Source organism: Variovorax sp. M-6 (assembly GCF_052114385.1).
Taxonomy (GTDB): Bacteria; Pseudomonadota; Gammaproteobacteria; order Burkholderiales; family Burkholderiaceae_C; genus Variovorax.
In genome coordinates this window covers 142,239-163,831 of the sequence record NZ_JBFREQ010000010.1, presented here as the reverse complement: position 1 = coordinate 163,831, position 21,593 = coordinate 142,239, and the positions used below count along the sequence as shown (strand labels likewise).

Here is a 21,593-nt window from a genome sequence, read left to right as displayed (position 1 = left end):
CCCGGCGAAGAAACAAGAGACATGAATCACCTGGACCTCAACCTCATCCGCGTCTTCGTCGCGATCTACGAGACCCGCAGCGTCACGCAGGCGGCCGAACGGCTCGACGTCACCCAGCCGACGATCAGCTACGGCCTGGCAAAGATGCGGCAGGTGTATGCCGACCGCCTGTTCTCGCGCAGCGGCGCCGGTCTGGTGCCGACCGGCCTGGCCGAGCAGCTGTTCGAGCGCTTCAGGGATGCCCTCGCCACCGTCGAGAGCACGCTGGCGCAGCAGAGCCTGTTCGACCCCGCGCTGTCGACCCGGCGCTTTCGCCTCGCGATGTCCGACATCGGCGTGCTCTATTTCGTCCCGCCGCTGCTGCGGCGGTTCCAGGAGTCGGCGCCGCGCATCGAGATCGACGTCGTCCAGATTTCCGACGATGTGGGCGAAGACCTGGCCGCCGGCCGGCTGGACCTCGCGATCGGCCACATCCCGGCCCTGGCGCCGACGATGCGAAGCGCGCTGCTGTTCCGCGAGCACTACGTCTGCCTGATGTCGGCCACCCATCCCACCATCGGCGACGCGATGAGCCTGAAGGAGTTCGCCGCGGCGCGCCATGTCATGGTTTCGTCGCCGCGCACCGGCCACTTCCTGGTCGAGGAGGCCCTGGCCCAGCGTGGCGTCAATCGCAACATCGTCGCCCGGGTGCCGCAGTTCACGGTGCTGCCGCAGCTGCTGTCGCAGAGCGACCTGCTGGTGCTGCTGCCCTCGCGGGTGGCCAAGCTCTACGTCGTGCAGGGCGGCCTGAAGGCGCTCGAGCTGCCGGTCGCGCTGCCGGACTTCCAGGTCCAGGCGCACTGGCATGCGCGCCACGAGTATGGTGCCGCGCACCGCTGGCTGATCGATGAGGTCGTTCAGACCCTCAGCAAGCTCTGACTGCGAAGCGTCGCACCGCGTCCTCGTTCCAGGCCAGGCCGGTGCCCGGCAGCGGCGGTGCGGTTGCCGCACCGTTCTCGAACGCCAGCGGCTCGGCCAGCACCGGGCCGGCGAGGTCCATGCGTTCCAGCAGATGACAGGTCGGCGTGACCGCCAGCAGGTGCACGCTGACCTCCTGGAAGATGTGGCTGGACATCGGCAGCCCGTGCGCCTGCGCCAGGGCGGCGGCGCGCAGCCAGCCGGTCACGCCGCCGATCTTCATCGCGTCGGGCATCACGAGGTCGCAGGCGCCGGCTTCGAGCGCCTTGGCCATCTCGTCGGGTCCGCACCAGTTCTCGCCCATCTGGATCGGCAGGCGCACCTGTTCGCGAATGCGCGCGTGGCCTGCGTAGTCTTCCTGCAGCGTGGGCTCCTCGATCCACGAGAGGCCTTCGCCTTCGAGCACATGGATGCGGCGCACCGCCTCGGGCACGGTCAGGCCCTGGTTGTAGTCGACCAGCAGCTGTGTGTCGTCGCCGATCGCCTGGCGCAGCGCGCGCACCACGCGCAGGTCCTCGGCCAGCGTGGCGTAGCCGATCTTGGTCTTGAGGGCGCGAAAGCCCTGCGACACGGCGCGCTCGGCGCGCTGCAGGCCGAGCTCGACGCCGTCCATGCTGTGGCTGTCGTAGGCCGCGATGGGCCGCCGGCTGCCGCCCAGCAGTTCCACCAGCGGCAGGCCGCGCGCCACGGCCAGCGCATCCCAGGCCGCCATGTCGATCCCGGCGCAGGCCATCCGCGCGATGCCGCTGCGGCCCAGCAGTCGAAGGCGCTGCGCCAGCAGGCGGTCGAGGTCGAAGGGCGCCAGCGGCTGGCCCTTGAGCGCCTCGCCGAGCGCCAGCACCATCTGCCGCGTGGCTTCCAGCGCCAGCGGCGTGTAGGTGAAGAGGTAGGCGCGGCCGACCGTGCCGTCGCTGGCATGCAGGTCGATCAGCACCAGCGGTGCGGTCGCGACCACGCCGACGCTGGTGCGCACCGGGTATTCGAGCGGGACGTTGACCGCCCGCGCGTGCACCGCGGTGATCAGGATTTCGGTGTCGATCTTGATGTTCACGAGTGTCCTGCCTGTCCCGCAATGTCTTCAGAATCCGAGGTACGCGGCCTTGATCCGCTCGTCGCGCAGCAACTCGCCGGCCGGCCCGCCGAGCGCGATGCGGCCGGTCTCCAGCACGTAGCCCACATCGGCCACCGACAGCGCGGCATGCGCGTTCTGCTCCACCAGCAGGATCGGGATGCCTTCGGCCTTGAGCCGCGCGATGACGCCGAAGATCTCGCGCACCAGCAGCGGCGCCAGCCCCATCGAGGGCTCGTCGAGCAGCAGCACCTTCGGTTCGCTCATCAGCGCGCGGGCGATGGCCAGCATCTGCTGCTGGCCGCCCGAGAGCGTGCCGGCGGCCAGCAGACGCTTTTCCTTCAGCACCGGGAACAGCGCGTACATCGCCTCCATCCGCTCCTCGCGGCGCGCGGGGCGGGTGTAGCTGCCGAGCAGCAGGTTGTCCTGCACCGACATCGGGCCGAAGACCTGCCGCCCTTCGAGCACCTGCGACAGCCCGGCCCGGACGCGCGCATCGGCGCTGTCGCGGCCGATGTCGCGGCCGAGCAGGCGGACGCTGCCCTGGCTCGACTTGATCAGCCCCGAGACCGCGCGCAGCAGCGTCGTCTTGCCGGCGCCGTTGGCGCCGACCAGCGCCACCAGCTGGCCCGGGCCCACCGTCAGGTCGATGCCGTGCAGTGCTTCGATGCGGCCATAGCCGGCGACGAGGCCGCGCACCTCGAGGGCGGCCTGGCCCTTGTCCTCGGCGCTCATTGCAAGGCCTCCTCGGCCACCGCCTCGGCGCCCAGATAGGCCGCGATCACCTGCGGATTGGCCCGTACCTCGGCGGCAGTGCCCTCGGCCAGCTTGCGGCCGTAGTCGAGCACCAGGATGTGGTCGGAGATGTTCATCACCAGCTTCATGTCGTGTTCCACCAGCAGCACCGTGACCCCCGAGGCCGCGATGCTGCGGATGAGTTCGGTGATCTCGTGGGTCTCGGTGTCGTTGAGGCCGGCGGCCGGTTCGTCCAGCAGCAGCAGGCGCGGCTTGCTGGCCAGTGCGCGCGCGATCTCCAGCCGCTTGAGCAGCCCGAAGGACAGCTGCGTGGCATGCGCGTGCGCATGGTGGCCGACGCCCACGTAGTCGATCAGCCGCAGCGCCTCCTCGCGCAGCGCGGCGTCGGCGCGCCGGGTGGCACCGGTCATGCCGCCCAGCAGCGAGCTGCGGGTATGCAGGTGGGCGCCGAGCATGACGTTCTCGCAGGCGGTCATGTTCATGCAGACCTGCAGGTTCTGGAAGGTGCGGCTCATGCCGCGGCGCGCCAGCTGGTCGGGCGAGCGGCCGGCGACGTTCTCGCCGTCGAGCAGGATCTCGCCGCGCGTGGGCTCGTAGACGCCGCTGATCAGGTTGAACAGCGTGGTCTTGCCGGCGCCGTTGGGGCCGATCACCGAATGCACCGAGCCGCCGCGCACCGTGAAGCCGACGTCCTGCATCGCGTGCACGCCGCCGAAGGACTTGGAGAGGTTCTTGACTTCGAGCATCTCAGACTTTCCTGCGGAGTTTGAGCGCCATCGAGGGCACCAGGCCCTTGGGCAGGAAGATCATCGTGAGCATCAGCACGAGACCGAAGAACACCATCTCGTAGCCGTGCAGGCCGCCCAGCAGCTGCGGCAGCGCGGTCATCAGTGCCGCGCCCAGCACCGCCCCGAAGGTCGAGGCCATGCCGCCCAGCACCACCATGGTGGCGAGCTCCACCGAATGGGTGAAGGCCGCGAGCGACGGGCTGATGAAGCCGAGGTAGTGCGCCGTGAGGCTGCCCGAGACCGCCGCGAACACGGCCGAGGCGACGAAGGCGCGCACCTTGAAGCGCGCCACGTCCACGCCCATCACGCGGGCCGCGACCTCGGAGCCGTTGAGCCCGCGCAGCGCGCGGCCCGCGGGCGACTCGTACAGGTTGAGCGACAGCAGCACCGAGAGCCACAGCAGCACCGCCGCCAGCGCATACCAATGCCGCACCTTGGCGAAGGCGAAGCCGGCCACTTCCAATGGCGGCACCGGCATCCCGTCGGGCCCGCCGGTCCAGGCCACCTCGTTGATCAGAACGATGTTGACGATCACGCCGAGCCCCAGCGTGGCCATGGTCAGCGAGTGGCCCTTGAGCCGCAGGATCGGCTTGGCGATCAGCCAGCCCACCACCGCGGCGCCCACCGCGGCGCCGCCGATCGCGGCCAGCGGCGGCCAGCCGAAGCGCGCCGTGACGATGCCGCTTCCGTAGGCGCCGATGGCGACGAAGGCGGCATGGCCGATGCTGATCTGGCCCGCGAAGCCCATCAGCAGGTTGAGCCCGATCGCCGCGATCGCGGCCAGCGCGATGCGCACCGCGACGTCGACCACGTAGTTGTTCGGCAGCGCGAAAGGCAGCAGCGCGAGCGCCAGCGCCAGCACCAGGAGGGAGGGTCGCAGCAGGGCCTTCATACGCGGTCCGAGGTCTTGGCGCCGAACAGGCCGTGCGGCATGACGAGCAGGATCACGATGATCATCACGAAGGGCACGGCGTCCTTGTAGGCGGACGAGATGTAGCCGGCCACCAGCGCTTCCAGCAAGCCGACGATGAGGCCGCCCACCACCGCGCCCAGCCCGCTGCCGAGACCGCCGAGCGTGGCCGCGACGAAGCCCTTCATGCCGAGCATCAGGCCGATGTCGTAGACCGTGGTGGTGATCGGCGCAGCCACCACGCCGGCCACGGCGCCGAGCAGCGCCGAGAGGCCGAAGGACAACTGCAGCACGCGCGAGGTCGGGATGCCCACGGCGCGCGCCGCCAGCGCGTTGGCCGCCACCGCCAGCATCGCCTTGCCGACCATCGTGAAGCGGAAGAAGCCGAAGCACAGGGCCACCAGCACGGCCGCGGTGCCGAGCACCCACAGGCTCTGAGGCAGCACGTAGGCGCCCATGATCTGGAGCGCCTTGTCGCCGCTGAAGGCCGGCAGCGTCTGCTGATTCTTGCCGAGCACGATCTGCACCACGCCCTGGATGAAGATCGAGGCGCCGATCGTGATGATGATCAGCGACACCACGCTGGCCTCGCCGGCCGGCTTGATCGCCAGCCGGTACAGCAGCAGGCCGACGATCACCGTGGCGACGACGCCGCCGGCCATCGCCAGGCCATAGGGCATCTGGCTCGCCAGCAGCGCGGCCGTGACCATGCCGCCGAGCATCAGGAAGTCGCCCTGGGCGAAGTTGATGACACCGCTGGCGTTGTAGATCAGCGAGAAGCCCAGGGCGGCCAGCGCGTAGATCGCGCCGGTGGTCAGCCCCGAGAAGACGAATTGCATGAAGTCAGACAAGGCTGCCTCCTTCGGAAATGGAAGGGCCCGACAGGTGCCGGGCCGTGATGTCGGCGGTGGCGTCGGCGCCGACGAGGATCATGGTGCGCGCGATCTCGTCGCGCAGGGTCGCGAGCACGCTGCGGCAGCCGGCCTCGGCACCGGTGGCCATGCCCCAGACCGCGGCCCGGCCGACGAAGGCCGCGGTGGCGCCGGCGGCCAGCGCCTTGACCACGTCGCTGCCGCGCCGGAAGCCGCTGTCGACGAAGACCGGCATGCGCCCGGCCACCGCGTCGACGATCCGGGGCAGCACCGAGATGGTGGAGGGCGCGGCGTCGAGCTGGCGGCCGCCGTGGTTCGACACCACGATGGCGTCGACCCCGCTGCACGCGGCGCGCTCGGCGTCGGCCGGATGCAGCAGGCCCTTGAGGATCAGCGGGCCGTCCCACAGGCGGCGCAGCCAGTCGAGCTGCTCCCAGACCAGCGTCCGGTCCATCGAGCGGGCCAGCAGCGCCGCCTGCAGCTGCGCCGAATCGCCGCCGCCTTCGGTTTCGCTGAGATTGACGAAGGAGGGCGAGCGGCCCTGCCGCGCCATCGAGAGCGACCAGGCCGGATGCAGCGCCAGGTCGAGCAGGGTCGAGGGCGTGAAGCGGAACGGCAGCTTGAAGCCGTTGCGCACGTCGCGCTCGCGCATGCCGCTGACCGCCACGTCGACCGTCAGCACCAGCGCGCCGAAGCCGGCGCGGCGGGCGCGCCGCACCAGCTGCTCGGCGATCGCGCGGTCGGACATCACGTAGAGCTGCAGCCATTGCTGGGCCTGCGGATTGCGTGCCAGCCCGGCTTCGCGCACCGCCTCGAGCCGGTCGTTGGAGGCGGTCGACAGCACGAAGGGCACGCCCTCGGCCGCGGCCGCGCGGGCCAGCAGCAGGTCGCCGTGCGGCCGCACCAGCCCGGAGAAGCCGATCGGCGCGATGCCGCACGGCATCGCCCAGCGCTGGCCGAAGACCGTGATCGAAGGGTCGGCGTTGCGGGTGTCGCGCAGCACCTGGGGCAGTAGGTGCAGGGCTGCGAGGTCGTCGCAGTTGCGGCGCAGGCAGCGTTCGTCCTCCGCGCCGCCGTCGACGTAGTCGAAGGCGAAGCGCGGCAGACGCCGGCGGGCATGGCGCCGGTGGTCGTTGGCGTTGAGCTTCATGCGTCGCTCCGGGGCCGCCGGCTCAACGCACTTCCTTGAAGGCGCCTCCGCGGACTTCGACCATCCGAAAGGCCGAGACGTCCAGGCCCATGTGGTCGGTCGGCGACATCTTGTAGATGCCGCTGACGCCCACGAAGCCGCTGCTGGCCTCGATCGCGTCGCGCAGCTTCTGCTTGTCGGTGCCGCCGGCGCGCTTGATCGCGTCGACCACCATGAACAGTGCGTCGTGGGCATAGCCGCCGAAGGTGGAGACGTCCATCCTGGCCTGCGTCTCGAACTCCTTCGCGTAGTTGACGCTGACGGTCTTCTGCGGATCGGCGGCTGGCAGCGCCTGCGCGATCAGCAGCGCGGGCGAGGGCATGCGGATGCCTTCCGAAGCCTTGCCCGCGATCCGGATGAACTCGGTCGAGGCCTGGCCGTGGGTGGTGTAGAGCGGCTGCTGCATCGCCAGCTGCTGGTAGTTGCGGGCGATGATGGCCGGCGCCTGTCCGGTGCCGAAGACCAGGATCGCCTGTGCCGGCGAGGACTTGATCTTGGTCAGCTGCGGCGTGATGTCGGTGTCCTTCTCGCCGTAGGTCTGGTCCTCGGCCACCTTGAGGCCCAGGCTCTCGGCCAGCTTGAGCGTTTCGGTGCGGCCCGACTTGCCGAAGCCGCCGGTGTCCGACAGCAGCGCGAACTGGGTGAAGCCGCGCGCCTTCATCTCGCCGAGCACCTTCTGCGCCGCCATCCGGTCGGAGTGCGGCATCTTGAACACGTAGGGCTTGACCGGCTCGACGATCACCGAGGCGGCGGCCAGCGAGACCAGCGGCACCTTGGCGGCCTCGGCCTGCGGCGCCATCGCCATCGTGGAGCCGGTGGTCGAGGCGCCGAGGATCACGTCGACCTCGTCCTGCATGATCAGGCGGCGCGTGAAGGCGTTGGCCTTGTTGGCGTCGCTGGCGTCGTCGTAGAGCACCAGCTCGAGCTTGCGGCCGAGCACGCCGCCGGCGGCGTTGATTTTCTTGACGTACATCTCCAGCGTCTTCTGCTGCGGATCGCCGAGGAAGGACGCGGGGCCGGTGGCCGACACCACAGCGCCGATCTTGATCGGGTCGGCCGCCAGGGCCGTGGGGGCGAAGGGCAGCAGCGCGGCGCCGGCCAGCCAGGCGGTGGCGGCGCGGCGGCCGATGCGCAAGGAAGTGCGGGGCGATTCGAGTTTCATCTTGTCTCCTGTGGTTCTGGTTCGGGTGAAAAACGTGGTGCGGTTCAGGCGGCAGGCTTGCGGCGCACGATGCGGATCGGATGGGACCTTGGCTCCGGCGGCGCGAGGCCCAGCGTGCGTGCGAGCGTGCGCCCTTCGGGATCGTCGAGGGCCGCTGCGCGCGCCGAGCGCACCCGCGCCGCCGCGTCGTCGAGCGAGGGATCGTGCGCCGCCAGGGCCAGCGAGGGCTGGATGTCGTCGATCACCGCGGCCAGGTTGCGGTGCCCGCGTTCGCTGGTCTCGCCGTAGCCCTTGACCAGGTTGCCGCACAGCGCCAGCTCGTAGGCCAGGCGCGGGCTGATCGCCAGCGCGCGGCGAACGGCATCGAGCCAGCGTTCGATCATGGCCTGCTCGGCCGCATAGCGCGAGGTGCGGCGGCGCAGGGGTCGCAGCGCGCGCAGCCCGCACAGCATCGCGAAGCCCAGCACGGTGTCGGTGCGCATGTGCAGGCCGACGTTGAGCTTGTGCGCCTTGTGGCCGAGTCGTCGGCGCAGCCAGTGCGCGGCGGGCGTCGGCAGCACGGAGCAGATCTCGTCGAGCCCTGGCTTCAGGTATTCGGTCAGCCGCAGCGGCTCGCCTTCCCTGGCGCCGACCTCCTTGCGCACGCGCAGCAGGCGTTCGCTGCGGGTCTTGAGATCGGCGACCCGGATCACGTCCTCGTAGCTCATCCAGAGTGCCAGGTAGCGCGCGGTCTCGCACGTCACGGGAAAGTCGCCTTCCGACCTGCGCTCGAGGTCGCGCACCGCCTCGACGCGGGACAGGTACATGTCGGCGTAGCGCGCGTCCTGGAAGTCGGCCACCTGCCGTACGCCGCTGTCCACCAGCGCGCGCAGCGGCTCGGGCAGCGCCCGCACCCGGGCGTCGGCCGGGACCCCGGCGACGGCCTCGCGGGTCTGCGCGGCCGCCGAGCCCTGGCCGGTCACATGGTCGTAGCCGGCCGCGAAGCCCTTCAGGCTGGCCTCGACCGCCTTGCCCGATTCGCGGATCGCCTGTTCGCAGGCCTCCCGCGTGAACGGCAGGGCGCCGCTGCCGGCCATGGCGCCGAACATCACGGTGTTGATCACGGTGCCGTGCTTCCAGGCCAGCGCGCGCATGTCGAACAGGAAGGCACGCTGGGCCAGGCCCTGCGCCGCCTCGGTGACGCGCCGGCCTTCGTAGCGGCCATCGCCCATCGCCGACTTCTCGGACACCGCGTACTCGCGGTGCAGCGAGGCCACCAGCGTGGTGCGCCGAGGGTGCACGAAGCCGCCCTGCAGCACGCGCCCCGCCTCCACCAGTTCCGACGCGGCGACGATGTCGACGTCGCCCGGACTCGGGGTCAGCGAGAACACCGGTTGTGCGCCGCCCAGCTGCGCGCGCGCCACCGGGTAGATCTCGATGTAGTAGTTGGTGGCACCGGTGCGCTGCGCCACGCCGGGCACCGAAGTGCTCTGCACCGGAAAGTCCTGCGCCGCGGCGGCCGAGATCAGCCAGTCGGCCAGCACGCCGCCGCCTTCGCCGCCCATCGCGGCCACCAGCACGGTGACGATGCGCGGGCCCTTGGCCGCGTCGAAAGAAGATGCGTTGTTCATGCGGCAACCGCCTCGACGTCGTTGCGCGCCTTGCCGGCCATCAGGCCGATGACACCGCTGCGCAGCCGATGCAGCAAGCGCTCCCAGGTGCCGGCGTTCTGCACGATCTCGGCCTTGTAGAACGATGGGCAGAGGATCGCCGCGTGCGCGTTCTCGCCGCACAGGCCGCAGCCCACGCAACCCTGGTTGACGGTCGCCACCGGATCGGTGCGCAGCGGGCTCGGGTTCGGCTTCACGGTCAGCGAGGGGCAGCCCGAGAGGCGGATGCACGAGTGGTCGCCGGTGCAGACGTCGTCGTCGATGCCGAAGCGGGTGCGCACCACGCGCTCGCCGCGCTTGAGTTTCGCGGCGTTGATCGGCTTGATGCGGCGCTGGCGCTCGAGCTGGCATTCACCGTCGGCGATGATGACCTTGAGTCCGCCCTCGGTGGTGGTCATGGCCTCGTTCAGCGTCTCGCGCATCTTGCCGACGTCGTAGCTCGCCACCTTGCGCACCCAGCCCACGCCGACGCCCTTGAGCGCGGCCTCGATGTCCAGCGTCAGCGGCTTGGCCGCCGGCTGCGTCGGCGAGGACGGGATCGCCTGCGTGCCGGTGGCCGAGGTGTAGCCGTTCTTGAGGATCACGAGCACCGAGTCCTGCGCGTTGTAGACCGCGTTCACGATCCCGCTGGTGAAGCCGTTGTGCCAGAAGCCGCCGTCGCCCATGATGCTGACCACCCGGTTGCCCATCAGCGGCCCGACGCCCGACGAACTCGCCAGGCCCAGGCCGTAGCCCAGCACGGTGCTGCCGACATTGAAGGGCGGCAGCGTGCCGAAGGTGTGGCAGCCGATGTCGGCGCTGACATGGATCGCGCCCAGGTCCTTCTGGATCAGCTTGATGGCGGCGAACACGGGCCGCTCGGGGCAGCCGATGCAGAAGCCCGGCGGCCGGTTCGGCACCGCGACGCCCAGTGCCGCGGTCGCCTGCGGCTTGAGCGCGGCCAGCGGCGCCGCGGCCTCGCCCACCCGCTCGACGCCCTCGTCCGCCAGCGCCGCGGGCGCGGCGCGGCGCACGAACTCGGCCAGGCAGCGCACCAGCACCTCGCCGGTGTATTCGCCGGCCATCGGGAAGATGTCCTTGCCATGCAGCGTGGTGTCGCTGCCGGCGCGACGCAGGATCGCGTGCAGCGCGTCCTCGATGTAGTTGGGCTGGCCTTCTTCCACCAGCAGCACCGCGCGCTTGCCGGCGCAGAACTCCACCAGCTCGTCGGGCACCAGCGGGTACACCACGTTGAGCACCTGCAGCGGGATGCGGCTGTTGCCGAAGGCGTCGGCCAGGCCCAGCTGCTGCAGCGCGCGCAGGGTGCCGTTGTAGAGCCCGCCCGGCAGCACCAGGCCGATGTCGCCGCAGTCGCCGTCGAAGCGCTCGTTGAGGCCTTGGCGGCGGATGAAGTCCAGTGCCGCGGGCCAGCGCGACTCGACCTTCATGCGCTCCTGGGCGTAGATCGACGGCGGCAGGTTGATGGTGCCGAAGTCGAACAGCGGCCGCTCGATGAAGTCGCGCGTCGAGACTGCGGGCGCCCGGTTGTCCTTGCAGACGAAGCTGCCGTGCACGTGGCAGGCGCGGATGCGAAGCTGCAGCATCACGGGCGTCTGGCTCGCCTCCGACAGCTCGAAGCTGCGCTCCACCGCATCGACGATCGACGTCAGGTTGGGCCGCGGGTCCATCAGCCACATCTGCGACTTCATGGCGAAGGCGTGGGTGCGCTCCTGGATGATGCTGGAGCCTTCGCCGTAGTCCTCGCCGAGGATCACCAGCGCGCCGCCCTTGACGCCGGCGGAGGCCAGGTTCGACAGCGCGTCCGACGCGACGTTGGTGCCGACGGTGGACTTCCAGGTCACGGCGCCGCGCACCGGGTAGTTGATGGAGGCGCCCAGCATCGCGGCCGCGCCGGCCTCGGAGGCGCTGTTCTCGAAATAGATGCCCAGGTCGTCGAGCAGGCCGCGGGCGTCGCCCAGCACGTCGATCAGGTGCGAGACCGGCGCGCCCTGGTAGCCGCCGATGTAGCTGACGCCCGACTGCAGCAGCGCCTTGGTGACCGCGAGGATGCCCTCGCCGTGAAATACCTCGTTCGCGCCCAGCGAAAGGCGCTTTACCTCTTCGGCGAAAGATCGCTCCATGTTGTCTCCGTTGCTGGCTTGTTTGCCTGGCGAACGAAGGATAGGAGCGCGCTCAAAGTTATCCAATCTATGGGACTGGCGTTACATATAGATCATTTCGATATGGTCGATGAATCCCCCACCGATGCCGTCCTCGTGGCGGCCTCGGAGTCGCGCCCGGTCGCGCGGCCTTCTCAGGCGCGCACGAAGCTGAGGCGCGCCTCGTGCACGAGCCCGCCGCGAACGATGTCGCGGGCGTCGTCATCGGCGAAATCGAAGAGGGCGTCGGGAATCTCGTTTTCCTCGAGCGCGAAGAGGATCTCGATGGCCTCCTGCTGGGCCTCGGAGAAGGTGCCGACCTGGGTCGACCGATTGAACATCGCAGCCGTTTCCTTCGGCGCCAGATGGCGCATCTCGAGCAGCTCGAGCACGAACTTGATCTGCGAGGGCGTGAGGGGTTCAGGGGCAGCGGACGGCTTCATGGCGTTGGATCCTTTTCGGTCGGGCTCGGGACTGTTCCTTTGCTTGGAGACCAGTCTCTTCGTCGATCCTTAAGCGTGGCTGAAAAGTGATCGGGAGAGCGCTTCCCCGGTTGCCAAAACCAGGCCGAAGCGTGAGGAATGTCTCGCCGCATCCCAATGATCCTTGGCGTACAGCTTGGCGAGCCGCCTCGCGCAAGGCTTGCGCGAACTCGCTGCAGGGGCTCAGCCATTGCACGCAAGATGCGGATGGCCCGCAGATGGCATCATCGACGCTACGACCATGCCATTGCCACCATCTTCCGCCGAACGCACCGAGGTGCACGGCCGCACCATCACGATCCGCGGCTTCCGCCGCGCCGACGGCCTCTGGGACATCGAAGGCCATCTCGAGGACATCCGAAACCACGACTTCCGATTTCCCGGTGGCGAGCGGCGCGGCGGCGCGCCGATCCACTCGATGCGGCTGCGGCTCACGGTCGATGACACCGCGCGGATCGTCGACGTGGCGGCCGCGACCGATGCGGCGCCGTTCGACAAGGTCTGCGGCGCGATCGCGCCCGACTATGCGCAGCTGATCGGGCTGCGCGTGGGCCCGGGCTTCAATCAGGCCGCGGTGCGCCTGTTCGCTGGCGTGCGCGGCTGCACCCACATGTCGGAGCTGTTGCGCACCATGGGCACCGGCGTGCTGCAGACGCTGGTCGGTGCGGACCTCGCGGTGTCCGAGACGCAGAAGCCCTTCCAGCTCGATGGCTGCCACGCGCTGAAGACTGACGGGCCGCAGGTGGCATTGTTCTATCCGCGCTGGTACCGGGCGGGCGTCGACGACGCGCCGGAAGCCTCCAGCATCGCGGATTGAGCGAATCACAAGTTCCAGCGACAGCATGGCCATCCCCGGACGCCCTCATCAGCCTGCCCGGCCGACCCGACCGGGCTGGCTGCCCGCCGTCGACTCCGGGCGTTGCACGGGTTGCGGCTGGTGCGTCGCCGCGTGCGGGCTCCACCTGCTCAGCCTTGAAGTCGAGCAGTGGAGAAAGACTTCGACGCTGCGCGACGCGGATCGATGCACGGGCTGCAGCGATTGCGCCGTGACATGCCCATTCCATGCCATCGCCATGCGAAAGAGCAGGAACGCCGAGGCCTTCGACGCCGACTTGCGTTCCGTCAACCCTCGAGGGGCCGCCTCGCCGTGAGTGCAAGGCACGCAAGGGGTCCGATTCAGTCGCACTGCTGAAAGCGCGGGCACTCCGCAACGGCCTGAATGGATGTCACCGTGTTCTCGCCGTCGATATGGCTCGATGTGAACTTGACCCAGGACCCCTCCTGAATGCCAGTCAGCAACGCGCGGTCGGCCACCCTGAAGGTCTGCGTCGTAAACGGAATCTTGGCCCTGGGCAGCAGCTTCAACCGGACATAGAACTTGCCCCCGTGCTCCTCGTGGAATGACGCGACGCGCGCACGCGTGTAAACCGGCGCCGCCGCGCTTGCCGGCTCCACCGGACGCCGTTCGACCTGGGCCAGGGCGCTGCCCATCGCGATGGCGCCCATCGCGGCCACGACCATGTTGCGCAGTGCAGTCGACATGCATTCACTCCTCGGGCTGCGTGGGTGACGGTTACGTCCGCATTCTGCCCAAGCGGCGGCAGCCAGCCGCCGCTGCGTCCTGAGGCCAGACTGGCCCGGCGGCGTTCAAGGCGGCGAGCACACGCTGACGACCACCTTGCAAGGCTGCGTCGGCAGATGACTGTCGCACTGCCCGGCAGCCGCCTTGGCCGCAGCGCCCGCTGAAGCGGCGCTGGCCGTTCCCCATTCCCCATAGTTGCCCGTCGCGAGCGCGCCGCAGGAGCGATCGAAGGTTCCGCGGACGACACAGGTGCCCGGGCGCCCCGCCGCGCGATCGCATTGGGCGCGTGCCGCGAGTTCCGCGGCGCCGCGGGAAGGGTGGTTGAACGAGTAGCCGTACCACCCGTCCATGGATGCGATCGCTCCCCAGCTCGGACCTCGGCCAGGGTCGGCGTGGGCCAGGCCCGCCGTGATGCCGGGCAGGCCGCAGCACAACAGCAGCGTGAGCGTGCCGAACGTTCGGACAGCGCGTGATTGAAAGCTCATTTCGGAAGGGCCGCATGGGGCGGCGGGTCGCGTCGTTGGGGGAGTCCGGTCGATTCTGCCTTGCTCCGAAGCGGCCATGCAGGTTGACTGCTGCCCTACGCCTGGTCCAGGTGCGCCTGCAGCCACCTTGCAACCGCGATCGTTGTGCGATCCTCCAGCAGCGGGCCGATGATCTGCACACCCAGCGGCAAGCCGGCCGATGTTTGTCCTGTGGGCACTGCCGTTGCCGGAAGCCCCGCGACGGTCGCGAGCCCCGACCAGGCGAGCTGGTCGCGATAGAGGGAAGGCTGCCCATCAATGCTCAACGTCGATCGCTCCCAATCAGGGGCGACCATATGCTCGAAGGCCACCGTTCCGAACGATGGGGCAATCACGACGTCAAACGCCGCAAAGAGGCGGGCCCACTGCTTGCGAAATTGCAGGCGCCTGTCCAGCAGAAGCAGCCACTCGTGGGCTGAAATTGGCGGCGGCGCATCGGGCGCGCCACGGGTCACCGTGGTCAGCAGGAGCTTGACGTAGTCCCCCTGGAGTTCCCCAAGATCAGGAAGCAGCGTGCTGGCACGGTCCACCTGCGCACCAGCCTTCGCAAGTCGAACGGCGACTTTCTCGATCGCACGTTGGACTTCGGCACTGGTGCGAACCGACGGATGCTCGGACAGTGCCAGCACGCGGAGATCGCGGATCTGCGAGCGGGCGGGTGGCAATGACAGGCGATAGGCCAACGCCTCGTCGGCGTCCGGGCCTGCCAGGACGTCCAGGGCAAGTTCGAGATCATCGGCGCTGCGTGCCAGCGGGCCGATGACGGACAGCACGTCGGGTGCGGCCTCATAGCCGGGAAACTGATGCCCCCGCGTGGGCAAAAGCCCGTGCGTAGGCTTGTGGCCATAGACGCCRCAAAAATGTGCAGGCACGCGAATCGAGCCTCCTATGTCCGAACCAAGTTCCAGCGGCACCATGCCGGATGCCACGGCTGCTGCCGCTCCGCCGGATGACCCGCCCGGCGAACGCGTCGGATCCGATGGATTCAGGGTGCGTCCATAGACCGGGTTGTTGCTCTCATAGTCCCCAAGCGCAAGGGCGACGTTGGTCTTGCCGAGGATCACGGCGCCAGCGGCCTTCAGGCGAGCGACAGCCACGGCGTCCTCCACGACCGGCAGCTGGCGCGCAAACTCGAAACCCCAAGTCGTGGGCAGGCCCGCGACGTTGAACGATTCCTTGACCGTCATGGGAAGGCCGAGCAATGGCCGACGCTCCCCACGGTCCAACGCCATGTCGGCCGCGCGCGCCTGTTCTCGCGCGCGCTCGAATTCGCGGACCACGACGGCATTGATGCCGACGTCGCGCTGTTCGATGCGGGCGATGGTCGCGTCGCACAACTCGAGGGCCCCGATCTCGCGCGCGGACAGCGCCTGAACGAGTTGGCTGGCGCTGGCGGATTCGAGATCGGAAATGGACGTGGTCATGCTGGGAGATCTGCGGGAGTAGTGAACTGACTGGGATCGGGCGGACTGAAGTGGTTTGCTGCGTCGCTCACGGATTGTTCCAAAGAACGGCGAAGGCGACGTGTTCGCGTTCGCTCGATGACCACTGCGCCCCGCTGGATCCGCCTGGGGCAGGGCGCCCACTCGCAGCCAGTCCGCGCAAGACCTGGGCATTCTGCGCCGCTAGCCTCGGGCCAGTCAGGAGACACCCATGGAATTCCTCGAGGCGCCGCCGCTGCCCTTCTATTTCACGCCCGAGCACGAGCAGTTCCGTGCCAGCCTGCGCGAGTTCATCGCGCGCGAGATCACGCCTTTCGTCGCCGAATGGGACGAGGCCGAGACGTTCCCGCGCGAGCTCTATGCGCGAGCGGCGGCGCTCGGCGTCCAGGGCCTGGGCTATCCGGAGGCCTATGGCGGAACGCCGGCCGACGTGTTCTTCCAGCTCGTCGTGGCCGAGGAGTTCGCGCGCTGCGGCGGGGGCGGTCTCCTGGCCTCGCTGAATTCGCACAGCATCGCGCTGCCGCCGATCCTTCATGCGGGCAGCGAGGCGCTCAAGCAGCGCGTGATCCCGCCGGTGCTGGCCGGCCGGAAGATCGCGGCGCTCGCTGTGACCGAGCCCTCGGGCGGCTCCGACGTCGCGGCCCTCAAGACCACCGCCGTGCGCGACGGCGACCACTATGTGGTGAACGGCGAGAAGACCTTCATCACCTCGGGCATGCGGGCCGACTTCATCACCACCGCGGTGCGTACCGACCCGGCCATCCAGGGCGCGGGCGGCATCTCGGTGCTGCTGATCGAGGGCGACACGCCGGGCCTCGAGCGCACCGCGCTCAAGAAGATGGGCTGGTGGAGCTCCGACACCGCGCACCTGCGCTTCGAGAACTGCCGGGTCCCGGTCGCCAACCTCGTCGGGGTCGAGAACAAGGGCTTCAAGACCTTCATGAACAACTTCAACACCGAGCGGCTGTTCATGTCGGCATCGGCCTGCGGTTTCGCCGAGGTGTGTCTGAAGGAGGCGGTCGACTGGACGCGCCAGCGCAATTCCTTCGGCATGCCGCTGTCGGAGCGCCAGGTGGTGCGCCACAAGCTGATGGACATGACGCTGCGCATCGACGCCGCCCGCACGCTGGTCTACGACCTGGCCTACCGCGTCGAGCACCAGCTGGCCGACCCGGCGCGGCTGGTCGCGCGCATCTGCCTGGCCAAGGTGCAGGCCACGCAGGCGATGCAGTTCTGCGCCGACCAGGCGGTGCAGCTGCTCGGCGGGATGGGCTACATGCGCGGCACGCAGAGCGAGCGCATCTACCGCGAGGTCAAGGTCATGATGATCGGCGGCGGCTCCGAGGAGGTCATGAAGGACCTGGCGGCGCGGCAGCTCCGTCTTTGAAGGCAAGAGCGCGGTCGGTTTCGGGCCTGCCGGCGCCGACCCGGATGTGGCAGGATGCGCCAGGAGCGCACACCCGATTGCCGCCCCCAAAGGCTCACGGTTCCACCAGGAGTTTCAATGAACTTGATGCCATCAAAGTCCGCACGTGCCTTGCCGGCGGCCGCAACGGGCGCGCGCGCCGTCGGTACGGCCGCGTTGGGCTCCATGCTGATTGGCGCCGCGGCCCTCGGTGCCCTGGCCATCGGGGCCCTGTCCGTCGGTCGGCTCTTTGTGGGCCGGGCTCGAATTCGCCGACTGGAGATTGACGAGCTGGTGGTTCGCCGCATTCGAGTCATTGAACAGCTGACGCCGCCGCCAACGTCGAAGCCCGGTAGCGTCGTCGACGACTTGAACAACGCATGGCCGCACCGTTGACGCCTGCAGCACCCGACGTTCTCTCCGAGCTTCGCTTGGTCATCGTGGAGGGCATCATGGGTTCAGGCAAGTCGACCACGATGCGCTTCATTGCGAAGAGCCTGCAGGACGCCAACCGGCCGGCGCTGCCCGTCCACGAGAGAACGGACCCCCATCCGGTTCGAGCGACCGACGAGTTCGAACACTGGTTTCAGCCATGGCTCGACACCACACCAGCGCAGCTTGCCGCACGAAGTGCCGCTCGATGGGCCTCGTTGGTCGAAGCGTCGCTGGCGGACGGCACCATCCGGATCATGGATGGTCAACTGTTCCACGGCGACCTCACGAATCTGTTCCTGATGGAAGCCGACTCGGCAACCCTCTCCGGCCATGTGCGCGCGGTAGCGAAGACCATCGCGCCACTGAAACCTCTCGTCGTGTACTTTCGTCAGGAAGACGTCGAGCAGGCCCTCCGAACGGTCTGCGAGGAGCGCGGCGCCGACTGGGTGGCGTACCAGGTCGAGTGGAAGCTCGCTGCTCCCTACAGTACGCAGCGAGAGTTGATGGGTCTTGAAGGCCTGATTGCCCTGTACCGGGACTACAGGCGCCTCACGGATGAACTGTTCGAACGCCTCCCTCTCGACAAGCTGGCAATCGAGAACTCGAAGCAGGATTGGCCGGCCTACCAAGGACTCATCCTTCAGGCCCTGGGCCTGGCCTCCGTCCTGCCTGACCGCGCACCTGTCTAGCACTGGCGGGTCCTGGCCCTGCGCGGAATCGCTCGCCCGAAGGCAGAATGCGGCAGGCCGGAACCGGATCCGCCTTCGCCTTCCCAAAACCCAGATTCACGTCTCCCTGTGCCCGAACCATTTCTCATTCGCCCGGCCGTAGAAGGCGACATCGTTGCGTGGCTCCCTCTGTGGGACGGCTACAACTCGTTCTACGGCCGCAGCGGAACGACGGCGTTGCCGGCCGACATCACGCGGACGACATGGTCGCGCTTCCACGACGCGGACGAACCCATGCATGCGCTGGTGGCCGAAGGCTCGTCGGGCCTTCTCGGCTTGGCCCACTTCCTTTTCCATCGAAGCACCACGCAGCTCGGACCGAGCTGCTATCTGCAGGACCTGTACACAGTCGAAGCTGCCAGAGGGAGGGGCGTCGCACGCGCTCTCATCGAGGAAGTCTATCGACGGGCGACGGCGGGCGGTTCCCCAAGGGTGTATTGGCAGACCCAAGAGACCAATGCCACGGCAATGAGGCTCTACGACAAGGTTGCCGAAAAATCGGGTTTCGTTGTCTATCGAAAGATGCTCTGACCGAAGACCGGCGCAGCTCGTGGGAGTCGAATTCAGAATTCGGCCAACAGCCGACAGACGCATTCGGCCCGGTCATTTCTTGCGCACCTCACTCGAGCCACGCCGGAACCGGAAGATTCCTTTCGCGCAGGAAGGCCGGGTTGTATAGCTTCGACTGATAGCGCGTGCCAGCGTCGGCGAGGATCGTCACGATGGTGTGGCCTGGTCCAAGGTCACGCGCCAGGCGGATCGCTCCTGCCACGTTGATGCCGCTGGAGCCGCCCAGACACAGGCCCTCGTTTCGCAGCAGGTCGAACAGCACCGGCAGCGCCTCTTCGTCCGCAATCTGGAAAGCGTCGTCGATCGAAGCACCCTCCAGATTGCGCGTGATGCGGCTCTGGCCGATGCCTTCGGTGATCGAACTGCCTTCGCTGCGCAACTCTCCGTGCTTGACGTAGTGGTACATCGCCGCGCCCATCGGATCTGCGGCGGCGATGACGACGCCAGGCTTGTGTTCCTTCAGGTACAACCCGACGCCTGCCAGCGTGCCGCCTGTGCCGATCGCGCAAACAAAGCCGTCGATCCGGCCGTCCGTCTGCCGCCAGATCTCGGGGCCGGTCGAGCGAACGTGGCCATCCCGGTTGGACAGGTTGTCCCATTGGTTCGCATACAGGACACCGTTGGGTTCGCTGCGCGCGAGTTCCGCCGCGAGGCGCTCGGCCACGTGTACGTAGTTGTTCGGGTCGCTGTACGGAGCCGCGGGCACCTCGCGCAGCTCGGCACCGTACAGACGCAGGGCATCCTTTTTCTCCTGGCTCTGTGTCTGCGGGATGACGACCACCGTGCGATAGCCGCGGGCGTTGCCCACGAGCGCAAGGCCTATGCCGGTGTTGCCCGCCGTGCCCTCGACGATCACGCCTCCCGGCCGCAACTCGCCGCGCGCTTCAGCGTCGAGCACGATATAGAGCGCCGCGCGATCCTTGACCGACCCACCCGGGTTCATGAACTCGGCCTTGCCGAGGATCGCGCAGCCGGTCAGCTCGGAGGCCTTGCGCAGCCTGATCAGCGGTGTATTGCCCACCGCCTGGATGAAGCCGTCATGTACGTCCACGATGGGCTCAGGATAGCTGGCGCTCCAGCGCGCGTGCTGCCCGCACCGGAATCAGACTCATCGCAGCAGAGTTATTGGGCGCGGCGATCGAATTCAACTTCACAAAAAAACACGCAGTTGTTGCGGAAGCTCGCGGACAGGGTGTCGTGTCGCGACGAATGGCCCGCGCAGCGAGTTTGCGCAAGACCGCAGCGCCGTCCATGCCTAAGCTTCCCTGGACACACACTCCCACAACCCCGTTCCAGCGAAGCGGGCACAGCGCACATGGCCACCATCGAATCCACCATTTTCCCCGGCAGCGAAACCTTCCAGGCCAACCGCGACGGCATGCTCGCGCTGATCGAGCGCGTGCATGGCTACGAGCGGCGCAGCGCCGCCACCTCGGGAAAATCGCGCGAGCGCTTCGAGAAGCGCGGCCAACTGCTGCCGCGCGAGCGCCTGTCGCTGCTGCTCGATCCGGGCACGCCGTTTCTGGAGATTTCCTCGCTGGCCGGCCTCGGGCTCGACAACCCCGACCTCGAGAAAAGCGTGCCGGGCGGCGGGGTGATCGGCGGCATCGGCTGGGTCTCGGGCGTGCGCGTGATGGTCAACGCCTCGGATTCGGGCATCGACGCCGGGGCGCTGCAGCCGATGGGCATCCCCAAGCAACTGCGCCTGCAGGAGCTGGCACTCGAGAACAAGCTGCCCTACATCCAGCTGGTGGAGAGCGCGGGCGCCAACCTCATGACCTACAAGGTCGAGGAATTCGTGACCGGCGGCAGCCTGTTTCGCAACCTCGCGCGCATCTCCGCGGCCGGGCTGCCGGTGCTGACGGTCACGCACGGCTCGTCGACCGCGGGCGGCGCCTACCAGACCGGCCTGTCGGACTACATCGTGATGGTGCGCGGCCGCTCGCGGGCCTTTCTCGCCGGCCCGCCGCTGCTCAAGGCCGCGACCGGCGAGATCGCCACCGAGGAAGAGCTGGGCGGCGCGGTCATGCACACCTCGATCTCGGGCCTGGGCGACTACCTGGCCGAGGACGATCGCGACGCGATCCGCATCGCGCGCGAGATCATGGCCCACATCGACTGGAACCGTGACCTCCCCACGGAGCCGCCGCGCCGCTTCAAGCTGCCGCGCCACGACGCCGAAGAACTGCTGGGCATCATGCCGATGGACCCCAAGCGCCCGGTCGACATGAAGCAGGTGATCGCCCGCATCGCCGACGACTCCGAGTTCCTGGAGTTCGGCGAGAACTACGGCGGCGCCACCGTGGTCGGCCATATCAAGATCGAGGGGCTGCCGCTGGGCATCGTGACCAACAACGGCCCGATCGACACGGCCGGCGCCACCAAGGCGACCCATTTCATCCAGGCCTGCTGCCAGTCGAAGACGCCGATCCTCTACCTCAACAACACCACCGGCTTCATGGTCGGGCGCGACCACGAGGAGGCCGGCATGATCAAGCATGGCTCCAAGATGATCCAGGCCGTGACCAACGCCACCGTGCCGCAGATCACGATCTACTGCGGTGCCTCATTCGGCGCCGGCAACTACGGCATGTGCGGCCGTGGCTTCCATCCGCGCTTCTGCTTCTCGTGGCCCAACGCCAAGACCGCGGTGATGGGCGGCGAGCAGGCCGCCAAGACCATGGTCATCGTGACCGAGGCGGCGATGAAACGAAAGGGCGAGGTCGACCAGGCCAGGCTCGACGATCTCGAGCGCCGCATCATCGAGCGCTTCGACAGCCAGATGAGCGTCTTCACCACCAGCGCCCGCCTGCTCGACGACGGCGTGATCGACCCGCGCGATACCCGCGCCGTGCTCTCCAAGGTGCTGTCGATCTGCCGCGACGCCGAGCTGCGCCAGCCGCAGAAGATGCAGTTCTCGGTCGCTCGGCCTTGA

22 protein-coding genes are annotated in these 21,593 nt (G+C 68.4%); 8 read left to right on the top strand and 14 right to left on the bottom strand.

Annotation, left to right across the window (positions count from 1 at the left end):
• The first annotated feature begins 21 nt into the window (after positions 1 to 21).
• Positions 22 to 918, top strand: coding sequence for a LysR substrate-binding domain-containing protein (locus tag AB4Z46_RS14135; protein ID WP_442284129.1), 897 nt, complete (start codon positions 22 to 24; stop codon positions 916 to 918).
• Here AB4Z46_RS14135 and AB4Z46_RS14130 read toward each other — a convergent pair.
• The 10 genes from AB4Z46_RS14130 to AB4Z46_RS14085 all read right to left on the bottom strand — a co-directional run bounded on the left by AB4Z46_RS14130 (position 905) and on the right by AB4Z46_RS14085 (position 11,933).
• Positions 905 to 2,008, bottom strand: a complete 1,104-nt coding sequence (locus tag AB4Z46_RS14130; RefSeq protein WP_442284128.1) for an enolase C-terminal domain-like protein — start codon at positions 2,006 to 2,008, stop codon at positions 905 to 907. The genes AB4Z46_RS14135 and AB4Z46_RS14130 overlap by 14 nt on opposite strands.
• A gap of 27 nt (positions 2,009 to 2,035) precedes the next feature.
• Positions 2,036 to 2,761 carry an ABC transporter ATP-binding protein gene (locus tag AB4Z46_RS14125; RefSeq protein WP_442284127.1) on the bottom strand — a complete coding sequence of 242 codons (726 nt, stop codon included), beginning with the start codon at positions 2,759 to 2,761 and terminating at the stop codon, positions 2,036 to 2,038.
• Positions 2,758 to 3,528: an ABC transporter ATP-binding protein gene (locus tag AB4Z46_RS14120; protein ID WP_442284126.1), complete on the bottom strand. Its 771-nt coding sequence runs from the start codon at positions 3,526 to 3,528 to the stop codon at positions 2,758 to 2,760. The genes AB4Z46_RS14125 and AB4Z46_RS14120 overlap by 4 nt, the downstream gene beginning before the upstream one ends.
• A gap of 1 nt (position 3,529) precedes the next feature.
• Positions 3,530 to 4,462, bottom strand: a complete 933-nt coding sequence (locus AB4Z46_RS14115) for a branched-chain amino acid ABC transporter permease (RefSeq protein WP_442284125.1) — start codon at positions 4,460 to 4,462, stop codon at positions 3,530 to 3,532.
• A complete protein-coding gene (locus AB4Z46_RS14110) occupies positions 4,459 to 5,331 on the bottom strand; it encodes a branched-chain amino acid ABC transporter permease (protein ID WP_442284124.1) in 873 nt (290 codons plus the stop codon). The genes AB4Z46_RS14115 and AB4Z46_RS14110 overlap by 4 nt, the downstream gene beginning before the upstream one ends.
• Positions 5,324 to 6,502: an alpha-hydroxy acid oxidase gene (locus tag AB4Z46_RS14105; RefSeq protein ID WP_442284123.1), complete on the bottom strand. Its 1,179-nt coding sequence runs from the start codon at positions 6,500 to 6,502 to the stop codon at positions 5,324 to 5,326. Before AB4Z46_RS14105 ends, AB4Z46_RS14110 begins: the two co-directional genes overlap by 8 nt.
• Positions 6,503 to 6,524: 22 nt before the next feature.
• Positions 6,525 to 7,703 (bottom strand): ABC transporter substrate-binding protein, encoded by a 1,179-nt coding sequence (locus AB4Z46_RS14100; RefSeq protein ID WP_442284122.1) that lies wholly within the window; start codon positions 7,701 to 7,703, stop codon positions 6,525 to 6,527.
• A gap of 44 nt (positions 7,704 to 7,747) precedes the next feature.
• Positions 7,748 to 9,313 carry an indolepyruvate oxidoreductase subunit beta family protein gene (locus AB4Z46_RS14095; RefSeq protein ID WP_442284121.1) on the bottom strand — a complete coding sequence of 522 codons (1,566 nt, stop codon included), beginning with the start codon at positions 9,311 to 9,313 and terminating at the stop codon, positions 7,748 to 7,750.
• On the bottom strand, positions 9,310 to 11,472 hold the full coding sequence (locus AB4Z46_RS14090; protein ID WP_442284120.1) for a thiamine pyrophosphate-dependent enzyme: 2,163 nt from the start codon (positions 11,470 to 11,472) through the stop codon (positions 9,310 to 9,312). Before AB4Z46_RS14090 ends, AB4Z46_RS14095 begins: the two co-directional genes overlap by 4 nt.
• A gap of 173 nt (positions 11,473 to 11,645) precedes the next feature.
• Positions 11,646 to 11,933 (bottom strand): hypothetical protein, encoded by a 288-nt coding sequence (locus tag AB4Z46_RS14085; RefSeq protein ID WP_442284119.1) that lies wholly within the window; start codon positions 11,931 to 11,933, stop codon positions 11,646 to 11,648.
• 280 nt (positions 11,934 to 12,213) lie between these two features.
• Between AB4Z46_RS14085 and AB4Z46_RS14080 the strand changes: the two genes are divergently transcribed.
• On the top strand, positions 12,214 to 12,789 hold the full coding sequence (locus AB4Z46_RS14080; RefSeq protein WP_442284118.1) for a DUF2889 domain-containing protein: 576 nt from the start codon (positions 12,214 to 12,216) through the stop codon (positions 12,787 to 12,789).
• A 25-nt stretch (positions 12,790 to 12,814) separates the two neighbouring features.
• The gene (locus tag AB4Z46_RS14075; RefSeq protein ID WP_442284117.1) at positions 12,815 to 13,123 is read left to right on the top strand and encodes an ATP-binding protein; all 309 of its coding nucleotides are present in this window, start codon (positions 12,815 to 12,817) and stop codon (positions 13,121 to 13,123) included.
• A gap of 25 nt (positions 13,124 to 13,148) precedes the next feature.
• On the opposite strand, the gene AB4Z46_RS14070 is transcribed toward AB4Z46_RS14075, so the two are convergent.
• The 3 genes from AB4Z46_RS14070 to AB4Z46_RS14060 all read right to left on the bottom strand — a co-directional run bounded on the left by AB4Z46_RS14070 (position 13,149) and on the right by AB4Z46_RS14060 (position 15,502).
• The gene (locus AB4Z46_RS14070) at positions 13,149 to 13,514 is read right to left on the bottom strand and encodes a copper-binding protein (RefSeq protein WP_442284116.1); all 366 of its coding nucleotides are present in this window, start codon (positions 13,512 to 13,514) and stop codon (positions 13,149 to 13,151) included.
• Between the two features lie 105 nt (positions 13,515 to 13,619).
• Positions 13,620 to 14,039, bottom strand: a complete 420-nt coding sequence (locus tag AB4Z46_RS14065; RefSeq protein WP_442284115.1) for a DUF4189 domain-containing protein — start codon at positions 14,037 to 14,039, stop codon at positions 13,620 to 13,622.
• A gap of 95 nt (positions 14,040 to 14,134) precedes the next feature.
• On the bottom strand, positions 14,135 to 15,502 hold the full coding sequence (locus AB4Z46_RS14060) for an amidase family protein (protein WP_442284114.1): 1,368 nt from the start codon (positions 15,500 to 15,502) through the stop codon (positions 14,135 to 14,137).
• A 229-nt stretch (positions 15,503 to 15,731) separates the two neighbouring features.
• Between AB4Z46_RS14060 and AB4Z46_RS14055 the strand changes: the two genes are divergently transcribed.
• The 4 genes from AB4Z46_RS14055 to AB4Z46_RS14040 all read left to right on the top strand — a co-directional run bounded on the left by AB4Z46_RS14055 (position 15,732) and on the right by AB4Z46_RS14040 (position 18,619).
• Entirely contained in the window at positions 15,732 to 16,907 is a 1,176-nt protein-coding gene (locus tag AB4Z46_RS14055; RefSeq protein ID WP_442284113.1) for an acyl-CoA dehydrogenase family protein, read from the top strand.
• 117 nt (positions 16,908 to 17,024) lie between these two features.
• Positions 17,025 to 17,321 carry a hypothetical protein gene (locus AB4Z46_RS14050; RefSeq protein ID WP_442284112.1) on the top strand — a complete coding sequence of 99 codons (297 nt, stop codon included), beginning with the start codon at positions 17,025 to 17,027 and terminating at the stop codon, positions 17,319 to 17,321.
• Entirely contained in the window at positions 17,306 to 18,049 is a 744-nt protein-coding gene (locus tag AB4Z46_RS14045; RefSeq protein WP_442284111.1) for a hypothetical protein, read from the top strand. The genes AB4Z46_RS14050 and AB4Z46_RS14045 overlap by 16 nt, the downstream gene beginning before the upstream one ends.
• 108 nt (positions 18,050 to 18,157) lie before the next feature.
• Positions 18,158 to 18,619: a GNAT family N-acetyltransferase gene (locus AB4Z46_RS14040; RefSeq protein WP_442284110.1), complete on the top strand. Its 462-nt coding sequence runs from the start codon at positions 18,158 to 18,160 to the stop codon at positions 18,617 to 18,619.
• Positions 18,620 to 18,707: 88 nt separating this feature from the next.
• Here the strand turns inward: AB4Z46_RS14040 and AB4Z46_RS14035 are convergent, their stop codons facing one another.
• Entirely contained in the window at positions 18,708 to 19,709 is a 1,002-nt protein-coding gene (locus tag AB4Z46_RS14035; RefSeq protein WP_442284109.1) for a cysteine synthase A, read from the bottom strand.
• A gap of 264 nt (positions 19,710 to 19,973) precedes the next feature.
• Between AB4Z46_RS14035 and AB4Z46_RS14030 the strand changes: the two genes are divergently transcribed.
• Positions 19,974 to 21,593, top strand: a complete 1,620-nt coding sequence (locus tag AB4Z46_RS14030; protein WP_442284108.1) for an acyl-CoA carboxylase subunit beta — start codon at positions 19,974 to 19,976, stop codon at positions 21,591 to 21,593.

Bases quoted from the DNA above. Each gene is read 5' to 3' on its own strand.
- AB4Z46_RS14105 (WP_442284123.1), bottom strand. From the start codon at position 6,502: ATGAAGCTCAACGCCAACGACCACCGGCGCCATGCCCGCCGGCGTCTG.
- AB4Z46_RS14095 (WP_442284121.1), bottom strand. From the start codon at position 9,313: ATGAACAACGCATCTTCTTTCGACGCGGCCAAGGGCCCGCGCATCGTC.
- AB4Z46_RS14090 (WP_442284120.1), bottom strand. From the start codon at position 11,472: ATGGAGCGATCTTTCGCCGAAGAGGTAAAGCGCCTTTCGCTGGGCGCG.
- AB4Z46_RS14100 (WP_442284122.1), bottom strand. From the start codon at position 7,703: ATGAAACTCGAATCGCCCCGCACTTCCTTGCGCATCGGCCGCCGCGCC.
- AB4Z46_RS14050 (WP_442284112.1), top strand. From the start codon at position 17,025: ATGAACTTGATGCCATCAAAGTCCGCACGTGCCTTGCCGGCGGCCGCA.
- AB4Z46_RS14055 (WP_442284113.1), top strand. From the start codon at position 15,732: ATGGAATTCCTCGAGGCGCCGCCGCTGCCCTTCTATTTCACGCCCGAG.
- AB4Z46_RS14030 (WP_442284108.1), top strand. From the start codon at position 19,974: ATGGCCACCATCGAATCCACCATTTTCCCCGGCAGCGAAACCTTCCAG.
- AB4Z46_RS14085 (WP_442284119.1), bottom strand. From the start codon at position 11,933: ATGAAGCCGTCCGCTGCCCCTGAACCCCTCACGCCCTCGCAGATCAAG.
- AB4Z46_RS14125 (WP_442284127.1), bottom strand. From the start codon at position 2,761: ATGAGCGCCGAGGACAAGGGCCAGGCCGCCCTCGAGGTGCGCGGCCTC.
- AB4Z46_RS14070 (WP_442284116.1), bottom strand. From the start codon at position 13,514: ATGTCGACTGCACTGCGCAACATGGTCGTGGCCGCGATGGGCGCCATC.
- AB4Z46_RS14075 (WP_442284117.1), top strand. From the start codon at position 12,815: ATGGCCATCCCCGGACGCCCTCATCAGCCTGCCCGGCCGACCCGACCG.
- AB4Z46_RS14115 (WP_442284125.1), bottom strand. From the start codon at position 4,462: ATGAAGGCCCTGCTGCGACCCTCCCTCCTGGTGCTGGCGCTGGCGCTC.
- AB4Z46_RS14065 (WP_442284115.1), bottom strand. From the start codon at position 14,039: ATGAGCTTTCAATCACGCGCTGTCCGAACGTTCGGCACGCTCACGCTG.
- AB4Z46_RS14120 (WP_442284126.1), bottom strand. From the start codon at position 3,528: ATGCTCGAAGTCAAGAACCTCTCCAAGTCCTTCGGCGGCGTGCACGCG.
- AB4Z46_RS14045 (WP_442284111.1), top strand. From the start codon at position 17,306: ATGGCCGCACCGTTGACGCCTGCAGCACCCGACGTTCTCTCCGAGCTT.
- AB4Z46_RS14080 (WP_442284118.1), top strand. From the start codon at position 12,214: ATGCCATTGCCACCATCTTCCGCCGAACGCACCGAGGTGCACGGCCGC.
- AB4Z46_RS14135 (WP_442284129.1), top strand. From the start codon at position 22: ATGAATCACCTGGACCTCAACCTCATCCGCGTCTTCGTCGCGATCTAC.